The following is a 24,109-nucleotide window of genomic DNA, read 5'->3' on the forward strand; positions in this document are numbered from 1 at the left end:
GTGGTACAACCGCCGCCGCAGGCACTCCGCACTCGGCTATGTCAGCCCCGAGGAGTACGAGCGGAACGCCTCAACCCGAAGTGCGGCAGCTTAACGAACCTGTCCACGAAATCGGGGCAAGCCCACCCCTTGAGGCGCAGGCGCTGTGTGACCCCGAGACCGGGACGTGCGCGCTTCCTGGCGCGGAGCTGGAGAGCGCTGAGGCGAGCGCCAAGGAACTCGTGCGAGAGGTGCTGTACGTGGGGGACCCGATGTGCTCCTGGTGCTGGGGAGGCTCGCCCGGGCTCCGCCAACTGGAGGCGGAGGCAAACCGTCAGGGCCTCCCCTTCCGCATCCGGGTGGGCGGGCTCCGTCCGGGAGGCGGGGACCCCTGGAACGAGCGGTTCAAGGGCTTCCTGCGCCACCACTGGGAAGAGATTGCCGCGCGCACCGGGCAGCCGTTCTCCACCCGGTTCCTCGACCGGCCGGCGTTCAACTACGACACCGAGCCTGCGTGCCGCGCGTTCGTCGTCATGCGCGGGATGCTCGAGGAGATACCTGGACCGGAGACGCGCGCGTACGAGGTGTTCGCCGCCATTCAGCGGAAGTTCTACGCCGAGGGAGAGGACCCGACCGTGGCGTCCTTCTACGAGAGCATCTGCGCCGCGCACGGCCTCGACTTCAGGGTGTTCCTGAGCCGGTTCGACCATGCGGACGCGAAGCGGGCGACGGCGAACGAGCTCCAGGAGGTCCGGGCCCTGGGCGTGAGCGGGTTCCCCACCGTGCTCTTCCGTGATGGCGCCGGCGTCGAAGTGCTCGCGAGCGGCTTCGTGACTGGACCGCGGATGGTCGAGGCGCTGGCTCGAGCGATGAAGCCGGAAGGGGGCAAGGCGTGAAGCTCGGCCGCCGTGCGCTGGTGCGCGGCGGCGCCCGATTGTTGGGGCTCGCCGCGCTCGGCTGTTCCTCGTCTCCGAAGCCTGAGCCCGTGGCGGATGTCCGTCTGCGTCCCCTCTCCTCCTTGCCGGTCACGGAGCTGTCGTGGTTGCGCCTGCACGACCACTTCATCGCCACCGTGGGCCCCAGCGCAGGCATGGGACGCCCGCTCGGCAGTCTTCAGGTCCTGGCGGATGCCACCTTCGCGCCTCGCTCGCGCTTCCCGCTCCACCCGCACCGGGAGATGGAAATCCTGAGCATCGTCCTCAGTGGCGAGCTGAGCCACCACGGAGATCAGTCCCACGGAACGACCCTGCGTCCCCGCGAGGCGCAGTTGGTCTCGGCCCGGGACGGCATGTTCCACGCAGAGGGCAACGAGACGGATGAAGACACGCGGATGCTTCAGCTGTGGTTCGCCCCCACGCAGCACGGCGGTGCACCCGCCTACTTCCGCCGCTCCGTACCGCAGGCCGCCCGAAGAGGCCGCCACCTGGTGGCCGGTGACGAGGCGATGCCCCTTCGGAGCGACGCGCGCGTGTGGTGGCTGGACGTGGCAGTGGGACAGGAGACCGCACTCGAGGTGGCCCCGGGACGAGCCGGCTATCTGCTGTCCCTGGATGCCGCGTTGCAATTGGGGCAAGGGCGAGTCCTCGCCAGGGGCGAGGGGGCGCAGCTGCTCCGGGGAGGCCTGACTCTGCGCGCCTCGCAGGACTGCAGCGCGCTCTGGATTGACGTCGCGGCCTAATGTTCCAGAGAGGCGGGCTGCGATTCATTGGGCCCATCCCCTGCCCGGGCGGAGGCACCATCCGCCCGGGCAAGCTCATGTGAAACATGAATAGCGATGGCCCCTCGCAGGTTTCAGGGCGTGTACAACTCCGCTGCCGCAAATGGGCTGCTACCGGTGAGCCCTCCCGAAACGAGCACTTGGCCATTGGGCAGCAGCGTCGCGGTGTAGCCATCGCGGGAGGAGGCCATGGAGCCTGTCGTGCTCCAGGTGCCCGAGGCCGGGTCGTACACTTCCGCCGTCGCGAGGGTACCGCTCGTATTATTGCCCCCAGCTGCGAGGACCTTGCTGTTGGGCAGCAGCGTCGCCGAATGTTCGCGGCGAGCTGAGGCCATGGAGCCTGTCGTGCTCCAGGTTCCCGAGGTCGGGTCGTAAACTTCAGCCGTCGCGAGGCGGGTGAGCGAATTGATTCCCCCCGAGACGAGCACCTTGCCGTTGTTCAGCAACGCCGCCTTGTGGACGCGGCGAGCTGAGGTCATGGAGCCCGTCGTGCTCCAAGTGTTCGCGGCGGGGTCGTACTCCTCTGCTGTCGCGATGGCGCCGCTATTGTCTCTTCCCCCCGAGACAAGCACCTTGCCGTTGAGCAACAGAGCCGCCGTGTGCTGGTCACGAGGCGAGGCCATGGAACCGGCAGCGCTCCAGGTGCCTGTGGCCGGGTCGAACACTTCTGCTGCGACGTAGCCGCTGCTGTTGGAGCCTCCCGAGACGAGAACCTTGCCGTTAGGCAGCAACGTCGCGGAGTGGTAGTAGCGAGGTGAGGCCATGGAGCCTGTCGTGCTCCAGGTGCCCGAGGCCGGGTCGTACACCTCCGCCGTCGCTAGGTAGCTGCTCCCGCTCTGCCCTCCCGAGACGAGAACCTTGCCGTTGGGCAGCAACGTCGCGGAGTGGAGGTAGCGAGGTGAGGCCATGGAGCCGGTGGCACTCCAGGTGCCCGAGGCCGGGTCGTACACCTCCGCCGTCGCCAGATAGCTGACCCTGCTTTGCCCTCCCGAGACGAGAACCTTGCCGGTGGGCAGCAGCGTCGCCATGTGCCCGTAGCGATGCGTAGCCATGAAGCCCGTCGAGGCCCAACCCGATGGACCACAGGCAGGAAGCCCCGTCACTGCGAAGCTCTGGGTGACCGTGAAGCCAAAGGCATTGGTGACGGTTGCGATGATGGTGGTGCTCACGGAAACACAGGAGGGAGCCGTCCAGAGGACTTCGCTGGTGGAGGCGGTGCTGGTGGCGGTGCTCAGCGTGCCGGTGCTCGCAGTCCACGCGAAGGTGAGAACGCTGCCCTGCGGATCCTTCGCCCTCACCCGGAAGACGACGGTGCCCCCGGCCGCTGGCGCCGTGGCCACCGACTGGAAGGCCTCTACTACCTCGGGCGGGATGCGCCCTGAAGTCCCCGGGCCCACGTAGATGCCCAGACTCCCATGCCCCTGGCCGCCCCGGCCGTCCGAGGCCACCACAGTGAGCGTGCACGTGCCGCCGGACGGCTGCGCCGAAGGCGTGAAGCCGGCACTCGCCGAGGTGGCATTCGCCCACGTGCCCGCGCACGAGGTCGTCCACTGGTAGGAGAGGCTGTCCCCGTCCGCGTCGCTCGCGACGGCCGACACCGCCGTCGCCTGTCCGACTACCACGGAAGACGGCAGCGCCGTCACCGTGGCCACCTGGGGCCAGGTGTTGACGGTGACGTTGACGGCTGCGCTGCCGGTGCCGGTGCTCACCGCGACGGTGACACTCAAGGCCGCGGAGGCGCCCTTGGAGTCCGTCACCGTCAATGTCAACACCACGGGGCCAGCGAAGGCGGGTGCCGTCCACGCAGTGGTGAGGCTGGAGGCGGCGCCGAAGCTGCCAGTGCTGGCCGTCCAGGCGGAGATGAGGACGTCCCCGGCGTTCGGATCATCCACGGTGGCCTGGAGGGTCACCTGCCCGCCCGGCGACACGGTGCCGGGGCTGGCCACCAGCGAGAGGATGCGCGGGGCCGCGTTCTCGAAGGGCAGCGGCGCATTCACCTCCTGCAAGAGAAGGGTGACGGCTGTCGTCTGGGCAGCCTGGATGGTGACGGGCGTCACCTGGCCCGCGTAGCGCACGGTGTTGGACGCGTCGAAAGCCTGGGCGCTGAAGGTGCGGCCAGTGCCGGCGGGCAACTGCCCGAGCACCCCGCCCCACTGCCCGGCCGTCTTCACCAGCGCGTCGGTGCGCGTCGTCATCCCCGTGCCGGACACGGTGAGCTCCACGCGGGTGACGTCGCTGGCACTGAGCGCCTGCGGCGCTGTCACCACTACTTGCGCGTTACCCTCCGCCACTGGCTGCTGGTGGCCACCGCAGCCGGTCAATGCCAACACCAAGCCCAAAGCCAGACACGCCAGCCCGCTTCGACTCTCTTGCATCATGGACTTCTCCCCCCGGGTGCCGCAGGAGTCTACAATCAGTACCCGTGAACCTGCTCCTGAGTCAGGTCACGCCACGGCGGTCCAACCCGACATCCCTGCGCGGATGTCTGCCAATGGGACCGCGTCTGCTGTAGCGCACCCATGACGACCCGCGGCGAGGATGGATTGGCCGGTTGAATCTGGGCGCCTGCCAAACGCAAGCGCCCAGCGCCTCGTCAGAGGTTCAGGCCCGACACCCGCACAGGTGTGAAACGGCTGATGGTCGTCCCATCGCCGAGCCTGCCCTGGGCGTTCTCGCCCCATGCCCACACGGTGCCGTCCTGCTTCACGGCGAGCGAGTGAGTACCGCCAGTGGAGGGGGCCACGAAGCCCGTCAACCCCGGCACCTTCACAGGCACGAGGCGCTGGGTGGTGGTCCCGTCGCCGAACTGGCCCCGGGAGTTGTCGCCCCAGGCCCAGACGGTGCCGTCCTGCTTCACGGCGAGTGAGTGGAGGGTGCCACCCGCGAGGGCCGCGATGCCCGTCAAGCCTGGCACCTGCAAGGGCGTGAGGCGCTGGGTCGTTGTCCCGTCGCCGAGCTGGCCCTGGGCGTTGTTTCCCCAAGCCCAGACGGTGCCGTCCTGCTTCACGGCGAGCGAGTGGTAGTTGCCAGCGGAGAGGGCCGCGACGCCCGTCAAGCCCGGTACCTGCAAGGGCGTGCGGCGGTCGGTGGTTGTCCCGTCGCCAAGTTCGCCCTCGGTGTTGTTGCCCCAGGCCCAGACGGTGCCGTCCTGCTTCACGGCGAGCGAGTGGTAGAATCCACCAGCAAGGGCCGCGACAGCCGCCAAGCCTGGTACCTGCACGGGCGTGAGGCGCTGGGTGGTGGTCCCATCGCCCAGCTGACCCTGGGCGTTGTTCCCCCAGGCCCAGATGGTGCCGTCCTGCCTCAAGGCGAGCGAGTGGTAGTTGCCAGCGGCGAGGGCCACGACGCCCGTCAAGCCTGGCACCTGCACGGGCATGAGGCGGTCGGTGGTGGTCCCGTCGCCGAGCTGGCCCTGGATGTTGTCGCCCCAGGCCCACACGGTGCCGTCCTGCTTCACGGCTAGCGAGTGGAGAGTGCCAACGGAAAGGGCTGCGACGCCTGTCAAGCCCGGCACCTGCAAGGGCGTGAGGCGCTGGGTGGTGGTCCCGTCGCCGAGCTGGCCCTGGGAGTTATCTCCCCAGGCCCAGACGGTGCCGTCCTGCTTCACGGCGAGATTATGAAACCTGCCCGCCACGAAATGAGCCCCGCTGCTTGCAGCGCAGGCTGCGCCGCCCTGGAGGGTGAACGCGAAGTGGGTGGAGAGGCCGAGGGCGTTGGTGACAGTGGCAGTCACCGAGGCAGTTGTGCCCGAAGATACGCAGGAGGGCGCCGTCCAGAGGACTTCGCTGGTGGTGGCGGTGCTGGTGGCCGTGCCCAGCGTGCCGGCACTGGTGGCCCAGGCGAAGGCAAGCGCGCTGCCTTGCGGGTCCTTTGCTTTCACCCGGAAGACAACGGTGCCGCCGCCAGGGGGGACCGAGGCAACGGACTGGAACGTCTCCACCACCTCGGGCGGGAACTGCGCCGTGGTGGGCGACGTCGAAACGTAGACGGTGAGACTGCCCGTGCCCTGCCCGCCCCGGCCATCCTGCACCCGCACGCTGAGCGTGCACGTGCCGCTGGAGGGTTGGGCCGAGGGCGTGAAGCCGGCGCTGGCGGAGGTGGCATTCGTCCACGTCCCCGCGCAGTTGGCCGTCCACTGGTAGCTGAGGCTGTCCCCATCCGCGTCACTCGCGGAGGCCGTCACCTGGGTAGCCTGGCCGACGTCGACCGAGGACGGCAGGGCGGTCACCCGAGTCACCTGGGGCCAGGTGTTGAAAGCGACGTTGACGGCCGCGCTGCCGTTCCCGGTGCTCACCGTGATGGTGACGCCGAGAGAAGCGCTGGCGCCCTTGGAGTCTGTCACCGTCAACGTCAGCACCACCTGCCCCGCTGCCGCTGGTGCCGTCCAAACGCTGGTAAGGCTGGACGGCGCGCTGAAGCTGCCGGAGGGCGCCGTCCACGCGTACGTGAGCGAGTCGCCTGTGTTGGGATCCTCCGCCGTTGCCTGGAGCGTCACCTGGCCGCCCGGTGCGACGGTGCCAGGGCTCGCAACCAGGGAGAGGATGCGCGGCGCCGCGTTGTCGAAGGGCGCAGGTGCATTCACCTCCTGCAGCAGCAACGTGACGGCCGTGGTCTGCCCGGCCTGGATCGTGACGGGGGCCACCTGGCCCGCGTAGCGCACGGTGTTCGAAGCATCGAAGGCCTGCGCGCTGAAGATGCGCCCGGTGCCCGCAGGCAACTGCCCCAGCACCCCACCCCACTGCCCGCCCGTCTTCACCAGGGCATCCGTGCGCGTCGTCATCCCCGTGCCGGACACGGTGAGCTCCACGCGGACCACGTCGCTGGCACTGAGGGCTTGAGGCACCGTCAGCACCACCTGCGCGCTGCCTTCCGGTGCACCCACCACTGCCTGTGAGCTACCGCACCCGGCCAATGCCAGGACCAGGCCCAGGGCCAGCACCGCCATCCCGCTTCGACGTTCTGTTCGCATGTGCCGCTCCCTCTACCGCTCAGTTCTCGAGGCCCTGCACCCGCACGGGCACGGCGCTGTCGTTCGTCGTTCCATCGCCCAGCTCGCCCTCGGCGTTGAAGCCCCAGGCCCACACGGTGCCGTCGCGCAGCAACGCCAGTGAATGCGCGTCGCCTCCGGCCAGGGCCGTCACCGCCGTCAGTCCCTGCACCTTCACCGGTGTGAGGCTGCCCACGATCGTCCCATCTCCGAGCTGCCCCGTGCCGTTACGCCCCCAGGTCCACGCGGTGCCGTCCGACTTCAGCGCCAGCGAGTGATAGGCCCCTGCGGCGATCGCCGACACGCCCGTCAGCCCCAGCACTTGCACCGGCACGGGGCTGTTCACGCCCACCCCATCTCCAAGCTGACCATCGGTGTTCCTTCCCCAGGCCCACACGGTGCCGTCCTGCTTGAGCGCGAGTGAATGGACGAGCCCCGCGGCGATGGTGGACACGCCCGTCAGCCCCTGCACCCGCACGGGCGTGAAGCGGCGCTCGGTCGTCCCATCTCCCAACTGCCCGGAGCTGTTGTAGCCCCAGGTCCACACGCTGCCGTCCTGCCTCAAGGCGAGCGAGTGGTACGTGCTCGCGGCCAGTGCCGTGACACCGGTGAGATCCGTGACAGGCATCGGCTCCGTGCGGTTGACGGTCGTCCCATCTCCCAGCTGGCCCAGGTTGTTGAGGCCCCAGGCCCACACGGTGCCGTCCTGCTTGAGCACGAGCGAGTGGTACGTCCCCGAGGCCAGGGCCGTGACGCCCGTGAGACCGGCCAGCGGCGCCGGCGTCACTCGGACCACGTCCACGGTGTCCCCCAGTTGGCCGGAGTCGTTGTACCCCCAGCCCCACACGGTGCCGTCCTGCTTGAGCGCCAGCGTGTGGTAGGCGGTCGCGGACAGGGCCGTGGCCCCCGTGAGCTCTTCTGCCTGGACCGGCACGGGCAGGAGCCGGTCCACGTTCGTCCCGTCCCCGAGCTGCCCGTAGCCGTTGTGGCCCCACGCGGCCGCGGTGCCGTTCTGCCTCACGACCAGGCTGTGCGCGCCCCCCGCGGCGATCCAGGCCACGCGCTTCGGAGAAGGAGTGCACGGCGTGCCGCCCTCCAAAACCATGGAGGCGCTGGCGGACAATCCCAGCGCGTTGCGGACGGTCACCGTCACCTTGAGTGACGTGCCCGAGGTCAGGCAGGCGCCCGCCGTCCAGAGCACCTCGCTGGTCGTCGTGCCGTCGCTGGCCGTGCCCAGCCCGGCCGCGTTCGCCGTCCAGGTGAAGGAGAGCGCGCTGCCCTGTGGGTCTCGCGCCCTGGCCCGGAAGACGACGGTGTCCCCCTGCGCCGGCACGGTGGCGATCGAGTGGAACGTTTCCACCACCTCCGGTGGGAACTGGGCCGTGGTGGGCGAGGCCGACACGTAGACGCCAAGGCTGCCGGTGCCCTTGCCTCCTCGGCCGTCCTGCACCAGCACGCTGAGCGTGCAGATGCCGCCAGCGGGTTGTGCCGAAGGGGTGAAGCTGGCGCTCGCGGAGGTGACATTCGCCCATGAGCCCGCGCACGAGGCCGTCCACTGGTAGCTGAGCGGGTCGTTGTCGCTGTCGCTCGCGGAGGCCATCACCTGGGTGGACTGGCCGACGGTGACGGACGAAGGCGCCGCGGTCATCCCCGCGACCCACGGCCAGGTGTTGAAGGACACGTTGACGGCGGCGCTACCGTTCCCAGTGCTCACCGTGATGGTGACGCTCAGCGCAGCACTGGCGCCCTTGGAGTCCGTCACCGTCAGCGTCAGTGCCACCTGCCCGGCCGAAGCCGGCGCCGTCCACGCGGTGACAAGGCTGGAGGGCGCGCTGAAGCTGCCGGAGGGCGCCGTCCACGCATACGTGAGCAAGTCACCCGAGTTGAGGTCGTCCGCGGTGGCCTGCAGCGCGACCTGCCCTCCCGGAGCCACGGTGCCGGGGCTGGCCACCAGGGAGAGGATGCGAGGCGCCGAGTTGTTAAAGGGCGCGGGTGCATTCACCTCCTGCAGCAGCAGCGTGACGGCCGTCGTCTGGTTGGCCTGGATCGCGACGTCGGTCGCCTGACCGGAGTAGCGCACGGTGTTCGAAGCATCGAAGGCCTGCGCGCTGAACGTGCGCCCGGTGCCGGCGGGCAGCTGCCCCAGCACCCCACCCCACTGCCCACCCGTCTTCACCAGCGCGTCCGTGCGCGTCGTCATCCCCGTGCCGCTCACCGTGAGCTCCACGCGCGTCACGTCGCTGGCGCTCAAGGCCTGCGGCAACGTCACCACCGCCTGCGCGCTGCCCTCCGGGGCCGGCTGCCGCTCTTGACTACAACCCACCAAGGCCAGCACCAGGCTCAATGCCAGACATGCCAGCCCGCTTCGACGCACGCGCCCCATGGACTTCTCCGCCAGGTTGAGAAGCGCGGGACTCTACGGAAGGGCTCGCGCGGTTGCGCCTGAGTCGCCCCAGCGCCACGGTGGTCCAACCCGACCTCCCCGCCTGGCTCCTTTCCGGTCTCGTCGCTGCTCGGGCTGCTGGTGCTGACGGCGCTCGTCTCCGGCGCCGCCGTCACCGCCGTGCGATCCCTGTCGTTGAACGCGGGGGGCGTCGTGAGCTTGACGCCTTCAGCCACCGTTCATCAGCCCTCCTCGGGCGCGCGGCAGACGTCCTCCGAACCCTCCTCGGAATCCTGCGTCATGGCATCGCAAGACGCTTCGGGGGCCGCGATGCCCGGCGCGCAGACGGCGTCCGGATATTGGTACCCGTAGGAGGCCACCCACTCACCGCAGGTGGTGAACTCGTAGCCAAAGGGCTTCGTGCAATGCCAGGAGCAAGGGACAATCGAATGCTCAATCTCAGTGCACCACAGGTCACAGTCGGGCCACCGGGCCAGCGCGGACGTGGGTGCGAGGGTAAGGACCGCCGAGACAGCCATCAGGGACTTCATCAGCATGCGCATGTGTGTGCTCCGTCCTCGGGAACGTGCGTGACCTGCCAGCATCACTGAGTCGACGCGGCTGAAATAATGCACAGACATTCGCTGCCTCCAAGCCGTTCTCTGCCCGTTCTGTTCAGTGGCCCCGGAATTGGAGTCTGTCATTGCGGGCAAGTGAGGCTCGAATCCACGACCCGGCGGACCCTTCCCGTCCAGGTATCGGCCGGGGAGGTTTCAGGGGACGCTTCGGGCCATGAGACAGCCCTGTCTCACGGTGCGTCACCGGGTCATGTAAAATCCCGAAAACGGCCCAAATCCGCTAAGCGCTTGATTTCATTCGGACGGGTGCGGCGCCGGTTGGAGGATTCTTGCTGCCCCCCGTCCATCAGCTCGTCGAGCGACGAGCGACCGAACTTTCCTCCCAGCTCGCCGTCGCTTCCCGGGCCCGCTCCATCACCCATGCCGCGCTGAATTCTCAGGCGAACCGGTTGGCCCATGCGCTGAGGGCTCGGGGCGCCGGGCCGGATGTCCTCGTCGGCGTGTGCCTTCCTCGCAGCGTGGAGCTGGTGGCCTCCGTCCTGGGCGTCCTCAAGGCCGGTGCGGCGTGGCTCCCCCTGGACCCGTCCGCCCCTCCCGAACGCCTGCGGTACATGACTGTCTCCTCAGGGGCCCGGTTCGTCATCGGCACCGGCCCGGCCGTGGACCGGCTCGCGGCGGACGGCATCCAGAGCCTGGCCCCGGATGCCCAAACGTTCCCGGACGTCAACCCGGGCGTCCCTGTCGATCCGGATCACCTCGCGTATGTGATCCACACCTCGGGCTCCACCGGGTTGCCCAAGGGCGTGATGATCAGCCACCGGGCCCTGTCGTCCTTCACCGGGTACCACCTGGACACGTTCGGCCTGTCGCCAGCGGATCGCATTGGCGTGGTGGCTTCGCCCGGGTTCGACGCGTTGGTCATGGCCCTACTGCCGTCGCTGGCCGCGGGCGCGCGCCTGGAGCTGCCTCCCGACGAGGAGACCCGCCTGTCCCCCGTGAGGCTTCAGGAATGGCTGCTCGCCCGGGACATCACCTGCGTCTTCCTGCCCACGCCGCTGGCCGAGCGTGTCCTCCCCCTGTCCTGGCCCGAGTCCTGCGCCCTGCGCTGGATGCTCACCGGTGGTGACCGGTTGCACCTGCGCCCCAGACCCGGGCTGCCGTTCCAGCTCGTGAACGGCTACGGCCCCGCCGAGTGCACCATCTACATCACGTCCGGGGTCGTCCCTCCCGGTGACGGGCTGCCATCCATCGGCCGGCCCATCGACGGCGTGGAGGTCCACGTCCTCGGTCCGGACCTGACACCCGTGGCGACTGGCGAAACAGGGGAGCTGTTCATCGGCGGCCCGGGACTGGCTCGCGGTTATGTGGGCTCACCGGACCTGACCGCCGACCGCTTCATTCCGGATCCCTTCTCCCGCTTCGGTGGCGAGCGGCTGTATCGCACGGGCGACCTGGGCCGCCGTTTGCCGGATGGCTCGCTGGAGTTCCACGGCCGCTCCGACCATCAGGTGAAGGTCCGCGGCATCCGCATCGAACCCGCGGAGATCACCGCCGCGCTGCTGACCCATCCGCACATCGGGGCCGCGCACGTCCTGGCTCGCGGCACCGAGGGCCAGGACCTCTCCTTCGTGGCGTGGTTCGCGCCGAAGGATGCTCGGGCCGTTCCGGGGACGGAGCAGCTTCGCGAACACCTCCGCGCCTGGCTCCCCGAGGCCATGATCCCCCGGACCTTCGTCGTCATGGACGCCCTGCCCCTGGGCGCCACCGGCAAGGTGGACGCACGGGCGCTCCCCATGCCCGAAGCCCATGCGACCCGGAGCACTGCCTACGTCGCTCCCGGTACGGAGCTGGAGCGCGGGCTCGTGCGGGTGTGGGAAGAAGAGCTGCGCCTGGAGCGCATTGGTATCGAAGACGACTTCTTCGAGCTGGGCGGCCACTCACTGCTGGCCACGCGGATCACCGCTCGCGTCGCGGAGGTGCTGGGCCTTCCGCTGTCACTGACGGAGCTCTTCGGTCACCGGCGCATCTCGCGCTTGGCGAACGTGCTGGAGTCGCGCCGGGCCCTTCCGGCGAAGGACGCGTTGCCGCCCGTGACTCAAGTCGCCGATCCCGAACGGGCTCCCCTGTCCGTGCAGCAGGAACAGGTCTGGTTCCTCCAGAAGCTGTCCCCCGGCAGCATCTCCTACCAGGCGCAGACGACGCTTCGGGTGCTCGGAGGGCTGGACCTGGCGGTGCTCGAACGTGCGCTGACGGAGATCACCCGGCGGCATGAACTGCTGCGGACGACCTACGAGGAGATCGACGGCCGGCCGTGGCAGCGCGTCCTCCCCGTGACGCCGGTGCAGGTCCCGCTGATCGATCTGTCCGCCCTGCCCCCGGACGAACGCGAACACCGGCGCGAAGAGTCGCTTCGCCAGGAGCTGCGGCGGCCCCTGTCTCTCTTCGAACCGCCGCTGGCCCGGTGGACCCTCATCCGCCTGACGCCGGAGGACCATGAGCTGGTCCTCGTGGAGCATCACGTCGTCCACGACGGCGTGTCGTTCTCCGTGCTGATGCGGGAGCTGGACGCGCTCTACAACGCGTACCTGCGCGGCGAAGCCTCTCCGCTGCCGGAGCTTCCGGTGCAGTACCGCGACTTCGCGGCGTGGCAGCGCGAGGCGCTCGAAGGTCCGGCGATGAAGGCGCAGATCGACTACTGGCGCAAGCGGCTGGCGGGGGCTCCAGAGGTGCTGCCGCTGCGCACCGACCATCCGCGTCCCCGCGTGCAGACGTTCAACGGCGACCTGCTCCGGTTGGAGCTGCCCCCTGCCCTGCCCGGCGCCTTGCGTGCCTTCTGTCAGCAGGAGGGCGTGACCCTCTTCAACGCCCTCTTCGCCGCGTTCGCCACGCTGCTGCATCGCTACACCGGAGAGCAGGACCTGTGCATCGGTTCGGCGTTCGCGGCGCGGGCCGGTATCCGGAACATCGAGGACGTCGTCGGCATGTTCGTCAACGCCGTGGTCCTGCGGTGTGACGTCTCCGGCGCGCCGTCGTTCCGCGAGCTGGTCCGTCAGGTGCGGGACCTCACCGTCGAAGCGGCCGAGCACCAGACGTATCCCTTCCTCAAGTTGATTGAAGGCCTGGGCGTGAAGCGCGACCCGAGCCGCAATCCGCTCGTGCAGGCCATGTTCAGCTTCCACGACTCGGCCGTGCGGAGTCCCCGGCTGGGCGATGCGTCGTGCACCATCTTCGAGCGGGGCAATGGTTCGTCGAAGGTGGACCTGGACGTCGTCGCCATTCCGCACGCGGGCCGGTACCTGGGCGACAAGGAGCGCGGCGACGCGCGCATTTCGCTCATCTGGGAGTACAACCGGGACCTGTTCGACCGCTCGACGATGGAGCGGATGGCCGGGCACTTCCTCCGGTTGCTGGAAGCAGCGGTGGCCAGCCCTGGCACCGCCGTGTCGCGACTGCCGATGCTTTCGGACGCGGATCGGCAGGGGCGCCTCGGGACCGCGACAGCCGCCGGTGCTGAACCGCCCGTGCATCAACAGGTCCTGGCCCAGGCCTTGCGGACTCCGGATGCGGTGGCCGTGCGCGACGAGGCAGGCGCCCTCACCTACGCGGAACTTGTCCGGCGAGCGACGCTGCTCGCCGAACAGCTCCAGGCGCACGGCGCAGGCGCGGAGTCGGTCATCGGAGTCTGCACGCCTCGCGGCGCGGAGCTGGTGACGGCCGAGCTGGGCGTCATGCTGACCGGTGCCGCCTTCCTGCCCCTGGACCCGGAGCATCCAGCCGAGCGCATCGCACTCATCCTCCGCGATGCGGGCGTGCGCCATGTGGTCACCACCGGTCTGCTCGCGGAACGGCTCCCCGCCACGGTGGAGCGCGTGCGCATCGAAGCGTTCCATGGCCCCGGCACGCCCCGGGGTGACCTGCCCACTTCGGTGCGAGCCGGACAGCGGGCGTACGTCATGTACACCTCGGGATCCACGGGCGTGCCGAAGGGTGTCGTGGTGGAGCACGGTGCACTGGCCCACCTTGTCGGGTGGCACCGGCGCGCGTTCGGATTGACGGCGGACAGCCGCACCACGCTGCTCTATTCGCCCGCGTTTGATCCATCCGTCGCGGAGCTCTGGCCGGCCCTCACGGCGGGCGCGACGTTGCATGTCCCGGGACAGGACGTGCGCCTCTCTCCGGAACGGCTCCAGACCTGGATCATCTCCGAACGCATCACCTTCACGGACCTGCCCACCGCGCTCGCGGAGCGCCTGCTCGCCCTGCCATGGCCGGCGTCGTGCGAATTGCGCACGGTGCTCGCGGGCGGAGACCGGCTGCACGCGCGTCCCGTGCCCGGACTGCCGTGGCGGCTCTTCAACCAGTACGGCCCCACCGAGACCACCGTGACCGCCACCTCCGGCGAGGTGCTGCCCGCGGGGCCGGAGGCCGCACTGCCCTCCATCGGTCAGCCCATCGATGGGGCCACGGCCTACGTCCTCGACGCGGAGCTGCAACCCGTGCCCACGGGCGTCGCGGGAGAGCTGTACGTCGGCGGCGCCGGTGTGGCGCGCGGCTATCTGAACCGCCCGGACCTCACCGCTTCGAGCTTCGTCCCCGACCCGTACGCGGCACAGCCCGGCGCGCGCATGTACCGCACGGGCGATCGGGTCCGATGCCGGCCGGACGGGATGCTCGAGTTCCTGGGCCGCATGGATGCGCAGCTCAAGATCCGAGGCTTCCGCGTGGAGCCCGCGGAGGTCGCCATCCGCCTGCGCACGCATCCCGGACTCGCGGAGGCGCACGTCCGCGCGTGGACGCCTCCCAGTGGGTCGCCCCAACTGGTCGGCTATCTGGTGCCCGTCACGGGTCAGGCCCTGCCGACACCGGCGCGGCTGCGCGAACACCTGGCCCGTGAGCTGCCGGCGTACATGATTCCCTCCGCCTACGTGGAGCTGAAGGCGCTGCCCTTCACCCACGCCGGCAAGGTGGATGAACGCGCGCTGCCCGAGCCCACGCCCGGAACCCACGCCCCCCAGGTCCCGCTCGCGAACGAACACGAGCGGCGCATCGCCGCCATCTGGTGCGAGACGCTGCACCTGGAGCGCGTGGGCGCGGAGGACAACTTCTTCGATCTCGGGGGCCACTCGTTGTTGTTGGCCCAGGTGCAGTACCTGCTGAAGCACCGCATGGGCCATGACGTGCCCATGGTGACGCTGTTCGAGTTCCCCACCGTCCGAGCGCTCGCCGGGCATCTCCAGGGACACGACGATGGTGGAGAGGCCGAGGCCGCGCAGGCCCAGCGCCAGCAGCAACGCAGCAGTGGCCGTGCGCGCTTGCTGGGCCGGCAGGGACGGTTGAACTCGGACCGTTCGCGCGAGGACGCGGAATGAGCGCGCCCGTCGATGTGATGGAGGAAGAGGACCGCTCCATGCACCTCGCGGTGGTGGGCCTGTCGTGCCGCCTCCCCGGCGCGGCCAGCGCGGCCGAGTTCTGGGCCAACCTGGCCGGCGGCGTCGAATCCATCACCTTCTTCGGTCCGGACGGCCAGCCCTGCGCCGAACCTCCCACCGAGCGCGCCGTGGGCGAAGCAGTGCCCGCCTTCGGCCTGGTCGCGGACGCGGACCGGTTCGACGCGGAGGCCTTCGGCATGTCGCCGCAGGAGGCCTTGATGCTCGACCCACAGCACCGGGTGTTCCTGGAGTGCGCGCGAGAGGCGCTGGAGGACGCCGGGTATGATCCGGCTCGATACCGGGGCGCCATTGGCGTCTACGCGGGAGGCAGTGAGACGGACTACCTGTCCACGCTGCGGGCCCGCAGGGACCTGCTGGCGGGGGCCAGTGACTGGCAGCTCCGGCTGGCCACGGGCGTGGACTTCCTCACCAGCCGAGTGGCCTACAAGCTGGGGCTTCGTGGACCGGCCGTCACGGTGCAGACCGCGTGCTCCACGTCCCTGGTCGCGATCCACCTGGCCGCGCAGGCGTTGCTCGCGGGGGACTGTGACCTCGCGCTGGCGGGTGGTGCGTCGGTGCACGTGCCGCCCCGCTTCGGCCACTACAGCGAGGGTGGGCCGCTGTCTCCGGATGGCCGCTGCCGCGCGTTCGACGCGAAGGCCCAGGGCACGGTGGGCAGCAACGGCGCGGGGATCGTGGTGCTCAAGCGGCTGGCGGATGCGCTGGAGGACGGGGACACCCTCCGCGCCGTCCTCCGCGGCACCGCCGTCAACAACGACGCCGCCGGCAAGATCGGCTTCACCGCGCCGAGCGTCGAAGGCCAGTCCCGCGTCATCGAGACCGCGCTGCACGCCGCGGGCGTGGACCCCGCGAGCATCAGCTACCTGGAAGCGCATGGCACCGGCACGCGGCTGGGAGATCCCATCGAGGTCGCCGCGCTGACGAAGGCCTTCGGTGCTCGCGAGCCCCGGTCCTGCTGGCTGGGTTCGGTGAAGACGAACATCGGCCACACGGATGCGGCGGCGGGCGTGGCGGGCTTCATCAAGACGGTGCTCGCGCTGGAGCACCGGAAGCTGCCGCCCAGCCTGAACTTCGAACGGCCCAACCCGGAGATCGACTTCGAACACGGCCCCTTCCGAGTGAACACGGAGCTGCGGGACTGGGACACCGGCGGTCATCCCCGGCGTGCCGGAGTCAGCTCGCTGGGCATCGGCGGCACCAACGCGCACGCCGTGCTGGAAGAGGCGCCCGTCCTGCCCGGCTCCTCCAAGCGTTCGAATACGCCCCAGTTGCTCGTGCTGTCCGCCCTCGGGCCCGCCCCGCTGGCCCGTGCCGTGGAGCGACTGGGAGGGCACCTGCGTGCGCATCCGGACGTGGACCTGGGAGACGCCGCCTGGACGCTCCAGGTGGGCCGCGCCGCGCACAAGCACCGGGCGTTCGCCGTGGGCCAGGACACCGAGGAGGTCCTTCGGGCCCTCTCGGAGCAGGACGGCTCCGCGCATCAAGAAGCCGGTGAGCGCCGGGTGGTGTTCATGTTCCCCGGCCACGGTGGACAGCACGTGGGCATGGGCCGCGAGCTGTACGCCTCACAGCCCGCGTTCCGCGAAGCGGTGGATGCGTGCCGAGCGCACCTGACGCCGCTGCTCGGGTTCGACCTGGGAGACGTGCTCCATCCGGATGCCGGCGCGCTGGAGCAGGCCTCCGCTCGCATGGGCGAGTTCGTCACGGGTCAGCTCTCCGTGTTCGTCATCGAGTACGCGGTGGCTCGGCTGTGGAAGCGCTGGGGCGTGCAGCCGGCCGTGGTGGTGGGCCACAGCCTGGGGGCCTATGCCGCGGCCACGGTGGCCGGAGTGTTCCGTCTGGAGGACGCGCTGCGGTTGGTGCTGGAGCGCTCGCGCATCCTCGCGAGTCTGCCCGCGGGCGCCATGCTGGCCGTGCCGTTGCCCGAGTCGGACCTGTCGCCCCTGCTGAACGGAGACCTCGCGCTCGCGGCCGTGAACGGGCCCGCGCAGTGCGCGGTGTCAGGCCCGGTGGCGGAGATTGAAGCGCTCCAGGCGCGACTGAGCGAACGCGGCGTGGAGTCGAAGCTGCTGCGCATTCCGGGCGCGGGACATTCGCCGCTCGTCGAGCCGTCGCTCGCCGCGTTCACCGCCTGCGTCCAGCGCGTCGAACGGCGTCCGCCGCAGGTCCCGTGGATCTCCGATCGCACCGGTGTGGCGGTCACGGCGGAGGAGTCCCTGGACCCGGCATACTGGGCCGCGCACCTGCGCCACACCGTGCGCTTCGGCGACGCGTTGGACACGTTGTTCGCCGGACCGGCCAGCATCTTCCTGGAGGTCGGACCGGGGCGAACCCTGGCGACGCTGGCCCGGCAGAACCCCGGTGTGGGGCCGCACCTCACGGTGGCCACCCTCCCCCATCCCTCGGACAACACGCCGGATGCGGTCAGCGCGCTCACCGCCGCGGGACGTCTATGGAGCGCGGGTGTGCAGCTCTCCTGGCAGGGACTGCACGGGGGCGCCTCACGTCGCCGGGTGCCTCTGCCCACGTACCCGTTCGAACGTCAGCGCTATCTCGTTAAGGCACCGGGCACGCCCACGACCGAAGCAGCCCCTGCCGTCGCGCCCGCAGCGCCCGAGCTGCCCGGCGACGACGTCGCGCGCCGGGTCGCTGCCGCCTTCGCGGAGGTCCTGGGGCTGGCGCGGGTCGGGCTCCACGACAACTTCTTCGCGTTGGGGGGCGACTCGTTGATGGCGGCGCAGCTCATCGCGCGGTTGCGTCCGCATGTCGCCACGCCCCTCAAGGTAAAGGCCATCTTCCGCGCACCCACCGTGGCCCGGCTGACGCGCTTCATCGCGGAGTCCTCTGAAGCATGACCTCTCCCTGGCTCGCCTGCCGCATCCGGCGTCCGGAAGCCCCCGTGCGCCTCTTCTGCTTCCCGCACAGCGGCGGCTCCGTGGGCGAATACGTCCGCTGGGCGGACCTGCTCCCGGACCTCGAGGTCTGGGGCGTTCAGTTCCCGGGCCGTGGGGCTCGGGCGGAGGAAGCACCGTTCACGCGGTTGAATGAACTGGTGGACGCGCTGGTGCGCGCGGTGGACTTCGGTGCGTCCTTCGCGTTCTTCGGCCACAGTCTGGGGGCGCTCGTGGCGTTCGAGACGGCCCGCCGTCTGCGCGACCTGGGCCGGACGCCTCCCGATGCATTGTTCCTCTCCGCGGCCCCCGCACCCCAGCTCCCCCCGCGAGGCGTCCCCGCGAGCCACCTGGACGAGGAAGGACTCCTCACCGCCCTGGAGCCCACCTACGGAGAGCTGATCCACGAGCTGCGCGAGGACGAAGAGCTGCGCGAGCTCATCCTCCCGGGCCTGCGCGCGGACCTGCTGCTCGTGGAGTCCCACCGGCACGAGGACCGAGAACCCCTCTCGTGCTCGATGACCGTCACGGGAGGCCTCCAGGACGACCTCCCCCGCGCGGAGCTGGAGCCGTGGCGCGTCCACACCACCGGCCCCTTCGCGCTCCACCTGCTGCCCGGCGGGCACTTCTACCTTCGGGACCCCGAAGCGAAGCCCACCCTCCTGCGCCTCATCACGGAGACCCCATGAGCCACGAGCCACTGCATCCCGCCACCCGCAGCCGCGAGGGCTTCCTGGGCCAGCTCTTCGCGGGGAAGCTCCGCTGGGACCTCGTCCGAGCCTTCCCTGAACAGGCCCCCGAGGAACGCCGCCAGGGCGACGCCGTCATCGCCGAGGTCGAGCAGTTCCTGCGCGAGCACGTGGACCCGGACGCGATCGAGCGCGCGGGCCGCATCCCGCCGGAGCTGCGCGAGGCCCTGCGCTCACGCGGCTACTACAAGCTCCAGGTGGAGCGGGAGCTGGGAGGCCGGGGCCTCTCCATGCTGAACACCTTCCGCGTCATCGAAGCCGTGATGAGCGTGTGCCTGCCGGTGGGCTACACGCTGGCCATCCACAGCGGCCTGGGCGCGGGAGCCATCATCGAAGCCGTGCAGGACGGTCCCCTCAAGGACTACGTCCGGGGCCGCGTCGCCGACGGAGTGATCTCCGGTTGGGCCGACACGGAGCCCATCGGGGCCTCCGTGCGGCGCGCCTCGACCACGGCCGTGCCCACGGAGGACGGAACGGCCTACGTCCTCAACGGGGAGAAGGTCTTCATTGGCAACGGGTCCATCGCGGACCTGCTGAACGTCACGGCCACGCTCCAGGAGGACGGCCGCGAGCAGATCAGCCTCTTCTTCGTGGAGACCTCCAGCCCCGGCTTCCACGTCCGAGCCGAGCACGGCCTGATGGGGCTGCGAGGCCTGCCCATCGCCGCGCTGAGCTTCGACAACGTGCGGGTGCCCAAGGAGCGGATGCTCGCGATGTCACAGGAGCACTGGCGGAACACGCCGTTGCTGGAGCCGCTCAGCGCGCTGGGCCGCATGTACATCATCGTGGCCGCGTCGCTGGCGCTCTCCAAGAAGTGCCTCCACTGGTCGCGCGACTTCCTGCACCGGCGCCTGGCGCAGGGGCGCAGGCTCGGAGACTTCGACGAGATCCAGCGTCAGGTGTCCGCCACGGCGGCGGAGGTCTTCGCCATGGAGAGCGTGGCCCGCTGGAGTCTCACGGGCGTGACGGCGGACACGCTGCCCCTGCGCTGGTTCGAACAGGTGGCGGCCAAGAACATCGCGTCCCTGACCTGCGCACGCATCACGGACCGGACGATGTCGCTGCTCGCCGCGGAGGGCTACGAGACATCGGAGAGCAAGGCCGCCCGGGGCGCCGCACCGATTCCCCTGGAGCGCACGCTGCGAGATGCCCGGGCCTTCCGGGTCGCGGGCGGCGTGGACTTCCTCGTGGACCACAAGGCCGCGCGGGAAGGACTCTTCTCCCTCTACTACCCGTCGGCCGCGCACGCGGCGGAGCTGGAGTCGCCCCCTGCCCCGCTCCCGGTGAAAGAGCACCTGTCCCCGCGCAACCGCGACCATCTCCAGCACACGGCCCGGGAGGTCCACCGGCTCGCGAAGCGGAGCCTGGACCTGTCGCGCCGCTACGCGGATCCGGGTGTCCTGTACGCGCGCCAGCGGACGCTCATCCTGATGAACCAGCTGTGCAACGAGCTGTTCACCATGTCCGTGACCCTGGCCCACGCGTCGTCCCTGGCCAAGACCCACGCCGAAGCCCTGGCGGACGTCTACTGCACCGCCGCGCGCTACCGCATGGAAGACCTGTGGCGCCAGCTCGACGCCGACGCGGAGCCGGACTTCGCGGGAGTGAGCGAGCGCTGGTTGTCCGGAGACACGCTCGACTTCCTGCTGAGCGACATCCTCATGCGGAGGTGAGCCTCACGGTGCGCTGCGCAATCAACCACCAGGTTGTCATTGCGGCAGCCAAGCTTCTTTGACCGCATATGAGCCAGGTTGCCCCCGCCGGAGGCGACCTCGCAAAACCTGTCCGACAGTCGGACAAGTTCGTGCCACTCAAGGCCCAAAGTCGCGTCGGCCCGTCACCCAGCGAAAACCTGTCGGACTGTCGGACAGGTTCAAGTCGCCCGAGGCCCGAAGCAGCACCGGCCTCACGCCCACGGAAACCTGTCGGACAGTCGGACAGGTTCGCCGTGCCCACGGCACAGGGGAGTGCCGGTTCACCGGATGGCTGAACCTGTCGGACAGTCGGACAGGTTTGCGCTCCCTCAGGCCCGGGGCTGTGCCGGTCCGCGAGGAACGGTTGTCCGACAGTCGGACAGGTTCGCGGTGCCTGCGGCCCGGGGCTCTGGTCCGGGACGTGACGCGAGCGGGCTGGCTTGGCGCCCGAGGCCTTGAGCCTTACGGCGCGGTGCGTGACGCGGCTGCCGTGTCATCCCGGTGGATGACGCCCTCCTTCATCACGAAGAAGACCTTCTGCGTGACGCGGATGTCCTTCAGCGGGTCGCCCGGCACGGCGACGACATCCGCCAGCTTCCCGGGCTCCAGCGTCCCCAGCTTGTCCGCCACGCCCAGCAGCTCCGCCGTGTTCACCGTGGCCGTGCGCAGGGCCTCCGCCGGGGTGAGCCCGGCCTCCACCAGCAGCGCGAACTCCGCCGCGTTGCGCCCGTGGGCGAACACGCCCGCGTCCGTGCCGAAGGCGATGCGCACTCCCAGGGAGATGGCCCTGCGCAGCACGTGCTCCCGCCGCTTGTCCACGGCGCGCAGCTTGGCCACGGTGTCCGCGGGCAGCTTGCCCTGGTCCGCCAGCTCCTTGATTCCGAAGAAGGCATAGGCCGTGGGCACGTACCAGGTGCCCTTCTGCTTCATCAGCGCCACGCCCTCATCGTCCAGCAACGTGCCGTGCTCGATGGAGTCCACGCCCGCTCGGATGGCCCGCTTCGCCCCTTCCGCTCCATGCGCGTGCGCGGCCACCTTGCGCCGGTGCGCGTGCGCTTCGTCCACGACGGCATCCAGCTCCGCCTGGGTGAACTGCGGCGCGTCCGGATCCGCATTGAGGCTCATCACGCCTCCCGTGGCGCAGACCTTGATGACGTCCGCGCCGTACTTCACGTTCTCACGCACCTTGGCGCGCAGCGCGTCCGGACCATCCGCCACGCCCCGGCTGGCGTCCTGGGCCAGCAGCCCCTTGCGGAACGAGTTGCCGTAGTCACAGTGTCCGCCCGTGGAACTCAGGCTGGACGTCGCCGCGAGGATGCGCGGCCCCACCACCAGCCCTCGCGCGGTGGCGTTGCGCAGGCCCACGTCGATGAAGTCCTCCGCGCCCAGGTTGCGCACCGTGGTGAAGCCCGCCATCAGCGTCGCCCGGGCCCACGGCAGCGTGTCCAGCGTCTGCTCGGGGAGGGTGCGCTGGAAGCTGTCGACGAGGTCCTTGCGCCAGTCCGTCCCGGGCTCCACCGTCAGGTGCGTGTGCGCGTCCATGAAGCCCGGCAGCAGCGTGGCGTCACCCAGGTCCACCACCTGAGCCCCTTCCGGCACGGAGGCCCTGGGGCCCACGCCCACCACCCGGCCCTCCGACACCACCACCACGCCCGGGGTGATCAGCTTCCCCGCCTTCGCGTCGAAGAGGCGCGCGGCCTTCAGCACCTGCACCCGGGCAGTGGGTTCAGCGGCGGAGGAGGACAGCGACCACAGGAGGGACCCGAAGAGAAGAGCGCGTCGCAAGGTCCCTCCATGCTACCGCCTTGGGCCCTCACGCACGCATCCGGTCGAACTCCTTGGCACAGTGCGCGGAGAACACCTTCACCTCGTGTCCGTGTGCGCGCACCAGGCCTCGCAGCCGCTCCTGGTTCTGGAGCCGCACGGCGTTGTTCTCGGAGAACAGCCGTTGGAACAGCGCCAGGCCCCAGGGGCTTCGCGGCGCCACCGGATCCACCTCGTGGTGGCTGAAGTACGCGTCCCCCGCGTGCAGCATCCAGCCTGAGGGCCCCTTCACCGCGACGCCGCAGTGACCCGCCGAGTGGCCCGTCAGCGGCACCAGCAGCACCTCCTCCTCCAGGCCTGGAATCACCCGCACCGACTCGAAGCCGAACCAGCGCTCACCGTCCACCGCGTACGGGTTCCACTTCGCCCCGTGGGCCCACTGGACCGGCTTGTAGCCTTGCCTCGTGCCCGCCATCGCCGCGGCGTGCTCGTCCGCGAAGAGGTGGACCTGGGCGTCCGGGAAGTCCGCCAGGCCCCCGGCGTGATCCAGGTCCAGGTGCGTGGGCACGATGTGCCGGACGTCCTCGCGCTTGAAGCCCAGGCGCTCCACCTGGGCCAGCGCCGTCTCCGCCGGATCCAACCGGGGCGCGCTGCGCCTCACGAAGCGCTGCCCCAGCCGCCCCCGAGCGTCCTGTACGTCCCGCGTCCCCAGGCCCGTGTCCACGAGCACCAGCCCTCGCGACGTCTCCAGCAGCAGGCAGTGGCAGACCATCCGGGCTGGCTCGAACAGGCCCCCCGAGCCCGTGACGAACCGGGCACTGGCGGGACACAGGGTTCCACAGTTGAGGTGCTGGATTCGCATGGCCGGCAAGGTACGGACCGGGCCCGTCGCCCGATTGGAGGAATCGGCCATCCTGCCCGGGCACCGGGTTGATGCGAAGGGACCGTCCGTCCCATGCTTCCTCCCGCATGGCCGCTCCAACCGACACCGCGCTGGCCCCCGGAGCCGACCTGTCCCGCTTCGTCCAGCGCGTGCGAGTGCTCTGGCGCGGCCCCTCCCACGGCGACTACGTCCGCGTGCCGGACGGCACCGTGGAGCTGGTGGTCCGCGTCACCTCCACCACCTGCGACGTCCATGCCCTGGGTCCCCGCGAGCAGGTGGTCCGCAAGGCTCCGTCGGAGGTGCCGCCCGACACGCTGGGCATCCAGTTCAAGCCCGGCGGCGCGTACCCGTTCTTCGGCCTGCCCATGTCGGAGCTGTCCCACCGCTCGCTCGCCATCGACACGCTCTGGGGCAAGGAGGACGGCGCGAAGCTCCGCGAGTCACTGGCCCGGGCCCCCAACCCCCAGGCCCGCCTGCGCACCCTGGAGGCCGCATTGGTGGACCGGCTCCACCGGGACGACGTCTACGAACCCGCGGCCGCGTACCTCGTCCGGCGCGGCATCCGCCTGCTCACCGGCGCCGGAGAACTCCCACGCGTCGCGGACCTGGCCCGCACGCTGGGCGTGAGCGAACGGCACCTGCGCCGCGCGTTCGACGATGTGCTGGGGATGGGCCCCAAGGCCTACGCCCGGCTCGTGCGCTTCCAGCGCGCGCTCCAGGCCTCCCGCGCCCAGGGCGCACGGCCAGACTGGGGAAGCATCGCCGCCGGTGCTGGCTACTACGACCAGGCCCACCTGATCGCGGACTTCCGGGCCGTGCTGGGCACCACGCCGGGCGCGTGGGCGCGCGCACGGGCGGCCTGAGGGGGGCTGGACGCGCTGCGTCGGGACTCGATGGGTGTGGAAAGCGCCTGCCCGGTGAGCGTCCCAGGGAATCGTTCGGGCGCCCGGACGTTCTGCGGCTTGCGTGGGCGTTTTCCCAGCTTGACCCGTGCTGGGCCATCCCTCACAAACGCCCCGTCCCCGCGGAGCTCC

Annotated in this window: 13 protein-coding genes; 7 read left to right on the forward strand and 6 right to left on the reverse strand. The window is 70.1% G+C overall.

Features of this window, described 5'->3' with window-relative positions:
- The first annotated feature begins 221 nt into the window (after positions 1-221).
- Together D7X96_RS29180 and D7X96_RS29185 are read left to right on the forward strand one after the other, a co-directional pair.
- On the forward strand, positions 222-875 hold the full coding sequence (locus D7X96_RS29180; protein WP_244219768.1) for a DsbA family protein: 654 nt from the start codon (positions 222-224) through the stop codon (positions 873-875).
- A complete protein-coding gene (locus D7X96_RS29185; protein WP_233610017.1) occupies positions 872-1,657 on the forward strand; it encodes a pirin family protein in 786 nt (261 codons plus the stop codon). Before D7X96_RS29180 ends, D7X96_RS29185 begins: the two co-directional genes overlap by 4 nt.
- 113 nt (positions 1,658-1,770) lie before the next feature.
- On the opposite strand, the gene D7X96_RS29190 is transcribed toward D7X96_RS29185, so the two are convergent.
- From D7X96_RS29190 to D7X96_RS39685, 4 genes are all read right to left on the reverse strand, one after another.
- Complete coding sequence (locus D7X96_RS29190; protein WP_121724273.1) at positions 1,771-4,074, reverse strand: Kelch repeat-containing protein; 2,304 nt, start codon at positions 4,072-4,074, stop codon at positions 1,771-1,773.
- Between the two features lie 215 nt (positions 4,075-4,289).
- Positions 4,290-6,665 carry an RCC1 domain-containing protein gene (locus tag D7X96_RS29195; protein WP_121771258.1) on the reverse strand — a complete coding sequence of 792 codons (2,376 nt, stop codon included), beginning with the start codon at positions 6,663-6,665 and terminating at the stop codon, positions 4,290-4,292.
- Positions 6,666-6,684: 19 nt separating this feature from the next.
- Positions 6,685-9,066 (reverse strand): RCC1 domain-containing protein, encoded by a 2,382-nt coding sequence (locus D7X96_RS29200; protein ID WP_121771259.1) that lies wholly within the window; start codon positions 9,064-9,066, stop codon positions 6,685-6,687.
- 242 nt (positions 9,067-9,308) lie between these two features.
- A complete protein-coding gene (locus tag D7X96_RS39685) occupies positions 9,309-9,629 on the reverse strand; it encodes a hypothetical protein (protein WP_147468426.1) in 321 nt (106 codons plus the stop codon).
- Positions 9,630-9,973: 344 nt separating this feature from the next.
- Between D7X96_RS39685 and D7X96_RS29210 the strand changes: the two genes are divergently transcribed.
- Genes D7X96_RS29210 through D7X96_RS29225 form a run of 4 tightly spaced genes read left to right on the forward strand, consistent with a single transcriptional unit; the run spans position 9,974 to position 20,407 of the window.
- Positions 9,974-15,013, forward strand: coding sequence for a non-ribosomal peptide synthetase (locus D7X96_RS29210; protein WP_121771261.1), 5,040 nt, complete (start codon positions 9,974-9,976; stop codon positions 15,011-15,013).
- On the forward strand, positions 15,010-17,949 hold the full coding sequence (locus tag D7X96_RS29215) for a type I polyketide synthase (RefSeq protein ID WP_121771262.1): 2,940 nt from the start codon (positions 15,010-15,012) through the stop codon (positions 17,947-17,949). The genes D7X96_RS29210 and D7X96_RS29215 overlap by 4 nt, the downstream gene beginning before the upstream one ends.
- The gene (locus D7X96_RS29220; protein WP_121771263.1) at positions 17,946-18,674 is read left to right on the forward strand and encodes a thioesterase II family protein; all 729 of its coding nucleotides are present in this window, start codon (positions 17,946-17,948) and stop codon (positions 18,672-18,674) included. The genes D7X96_RS29215 and D7X96_RS29220 overlap by 4 nt, the downstream gene beginning before the upstream one ends.
- A complete protein-coding gene (locus tag D7X96_RS29225) occupies positions 18,671-20,407 on the forward strand; it encodes an acyl-CoA dehydrogenase family protein (RefSeq protein ID WP_121723297.1) in 1,737 nt (578 codons plus the stop codon). The genes D7X96_RS29220 and D7X96_RS29225 overlap by 4 nt, the downstream gene beginning before the upstream one ends.
- Before the next feature lie 483 nt (positions 20,408-20,890).
- Here D7X96_RS29225 and D7X96_RS29230 read toward each other — a convergent pair whose 3' ends face one another.
- Together D7X96_RS29230 and D7X96_RS29235 are read right to left on the reverse strand one after the other, a co-directional pair.
- Positions 20,891-22,213, reverse strand: coding sequence for a metal-dependent hydrolase family protein (locus tag D7X96_RS29230; protein ID WP_121771264.1), 1,323 nt, complete (start codon positions 22,211-22,213; stop codon positions 20,891-20,893).
- Between the two features lie 28 nt (positions 22,214-22,241).
- A complete protein-coding gene (locus D7X96_RS29235; protein ID WP_167510891.1) occupies positions 22,242-23,054 on the reverse strand; it encodes an MBL fold metallo-hydrolase in 813 nt (270 codons plus the stop codon).
- 107 nt (positions 23,055-23,161) lie between these two features.
- Here D7X96_RS29235 and D7X96_RS29240 point away from each other — a divergent pair, with 107 nt between their 5' ends.
- Positions 23,162-23,938, forward strand: a complete 777-nt coding sequence (locus D7X96_RS29240; protein ID WP_120552289.1) for a helix-turn-helix domain-containing protein — start codon at positions 23,162-23,164, stop codon at positions 23,936-23,938.
- Positions 23,939-24,109: the final 171 nt, after the last annotated feature.

It is taken from the genome of Corallococcus interemptor (assembly GCF_003668875.1).
In the GTDB taxonomy this organism is placed as follows: Bacteria; Myxococcota; Myxococcia; order Myxococcales; family Myxococcaceae; genus Corallococcus; species Corallococcus interemptor.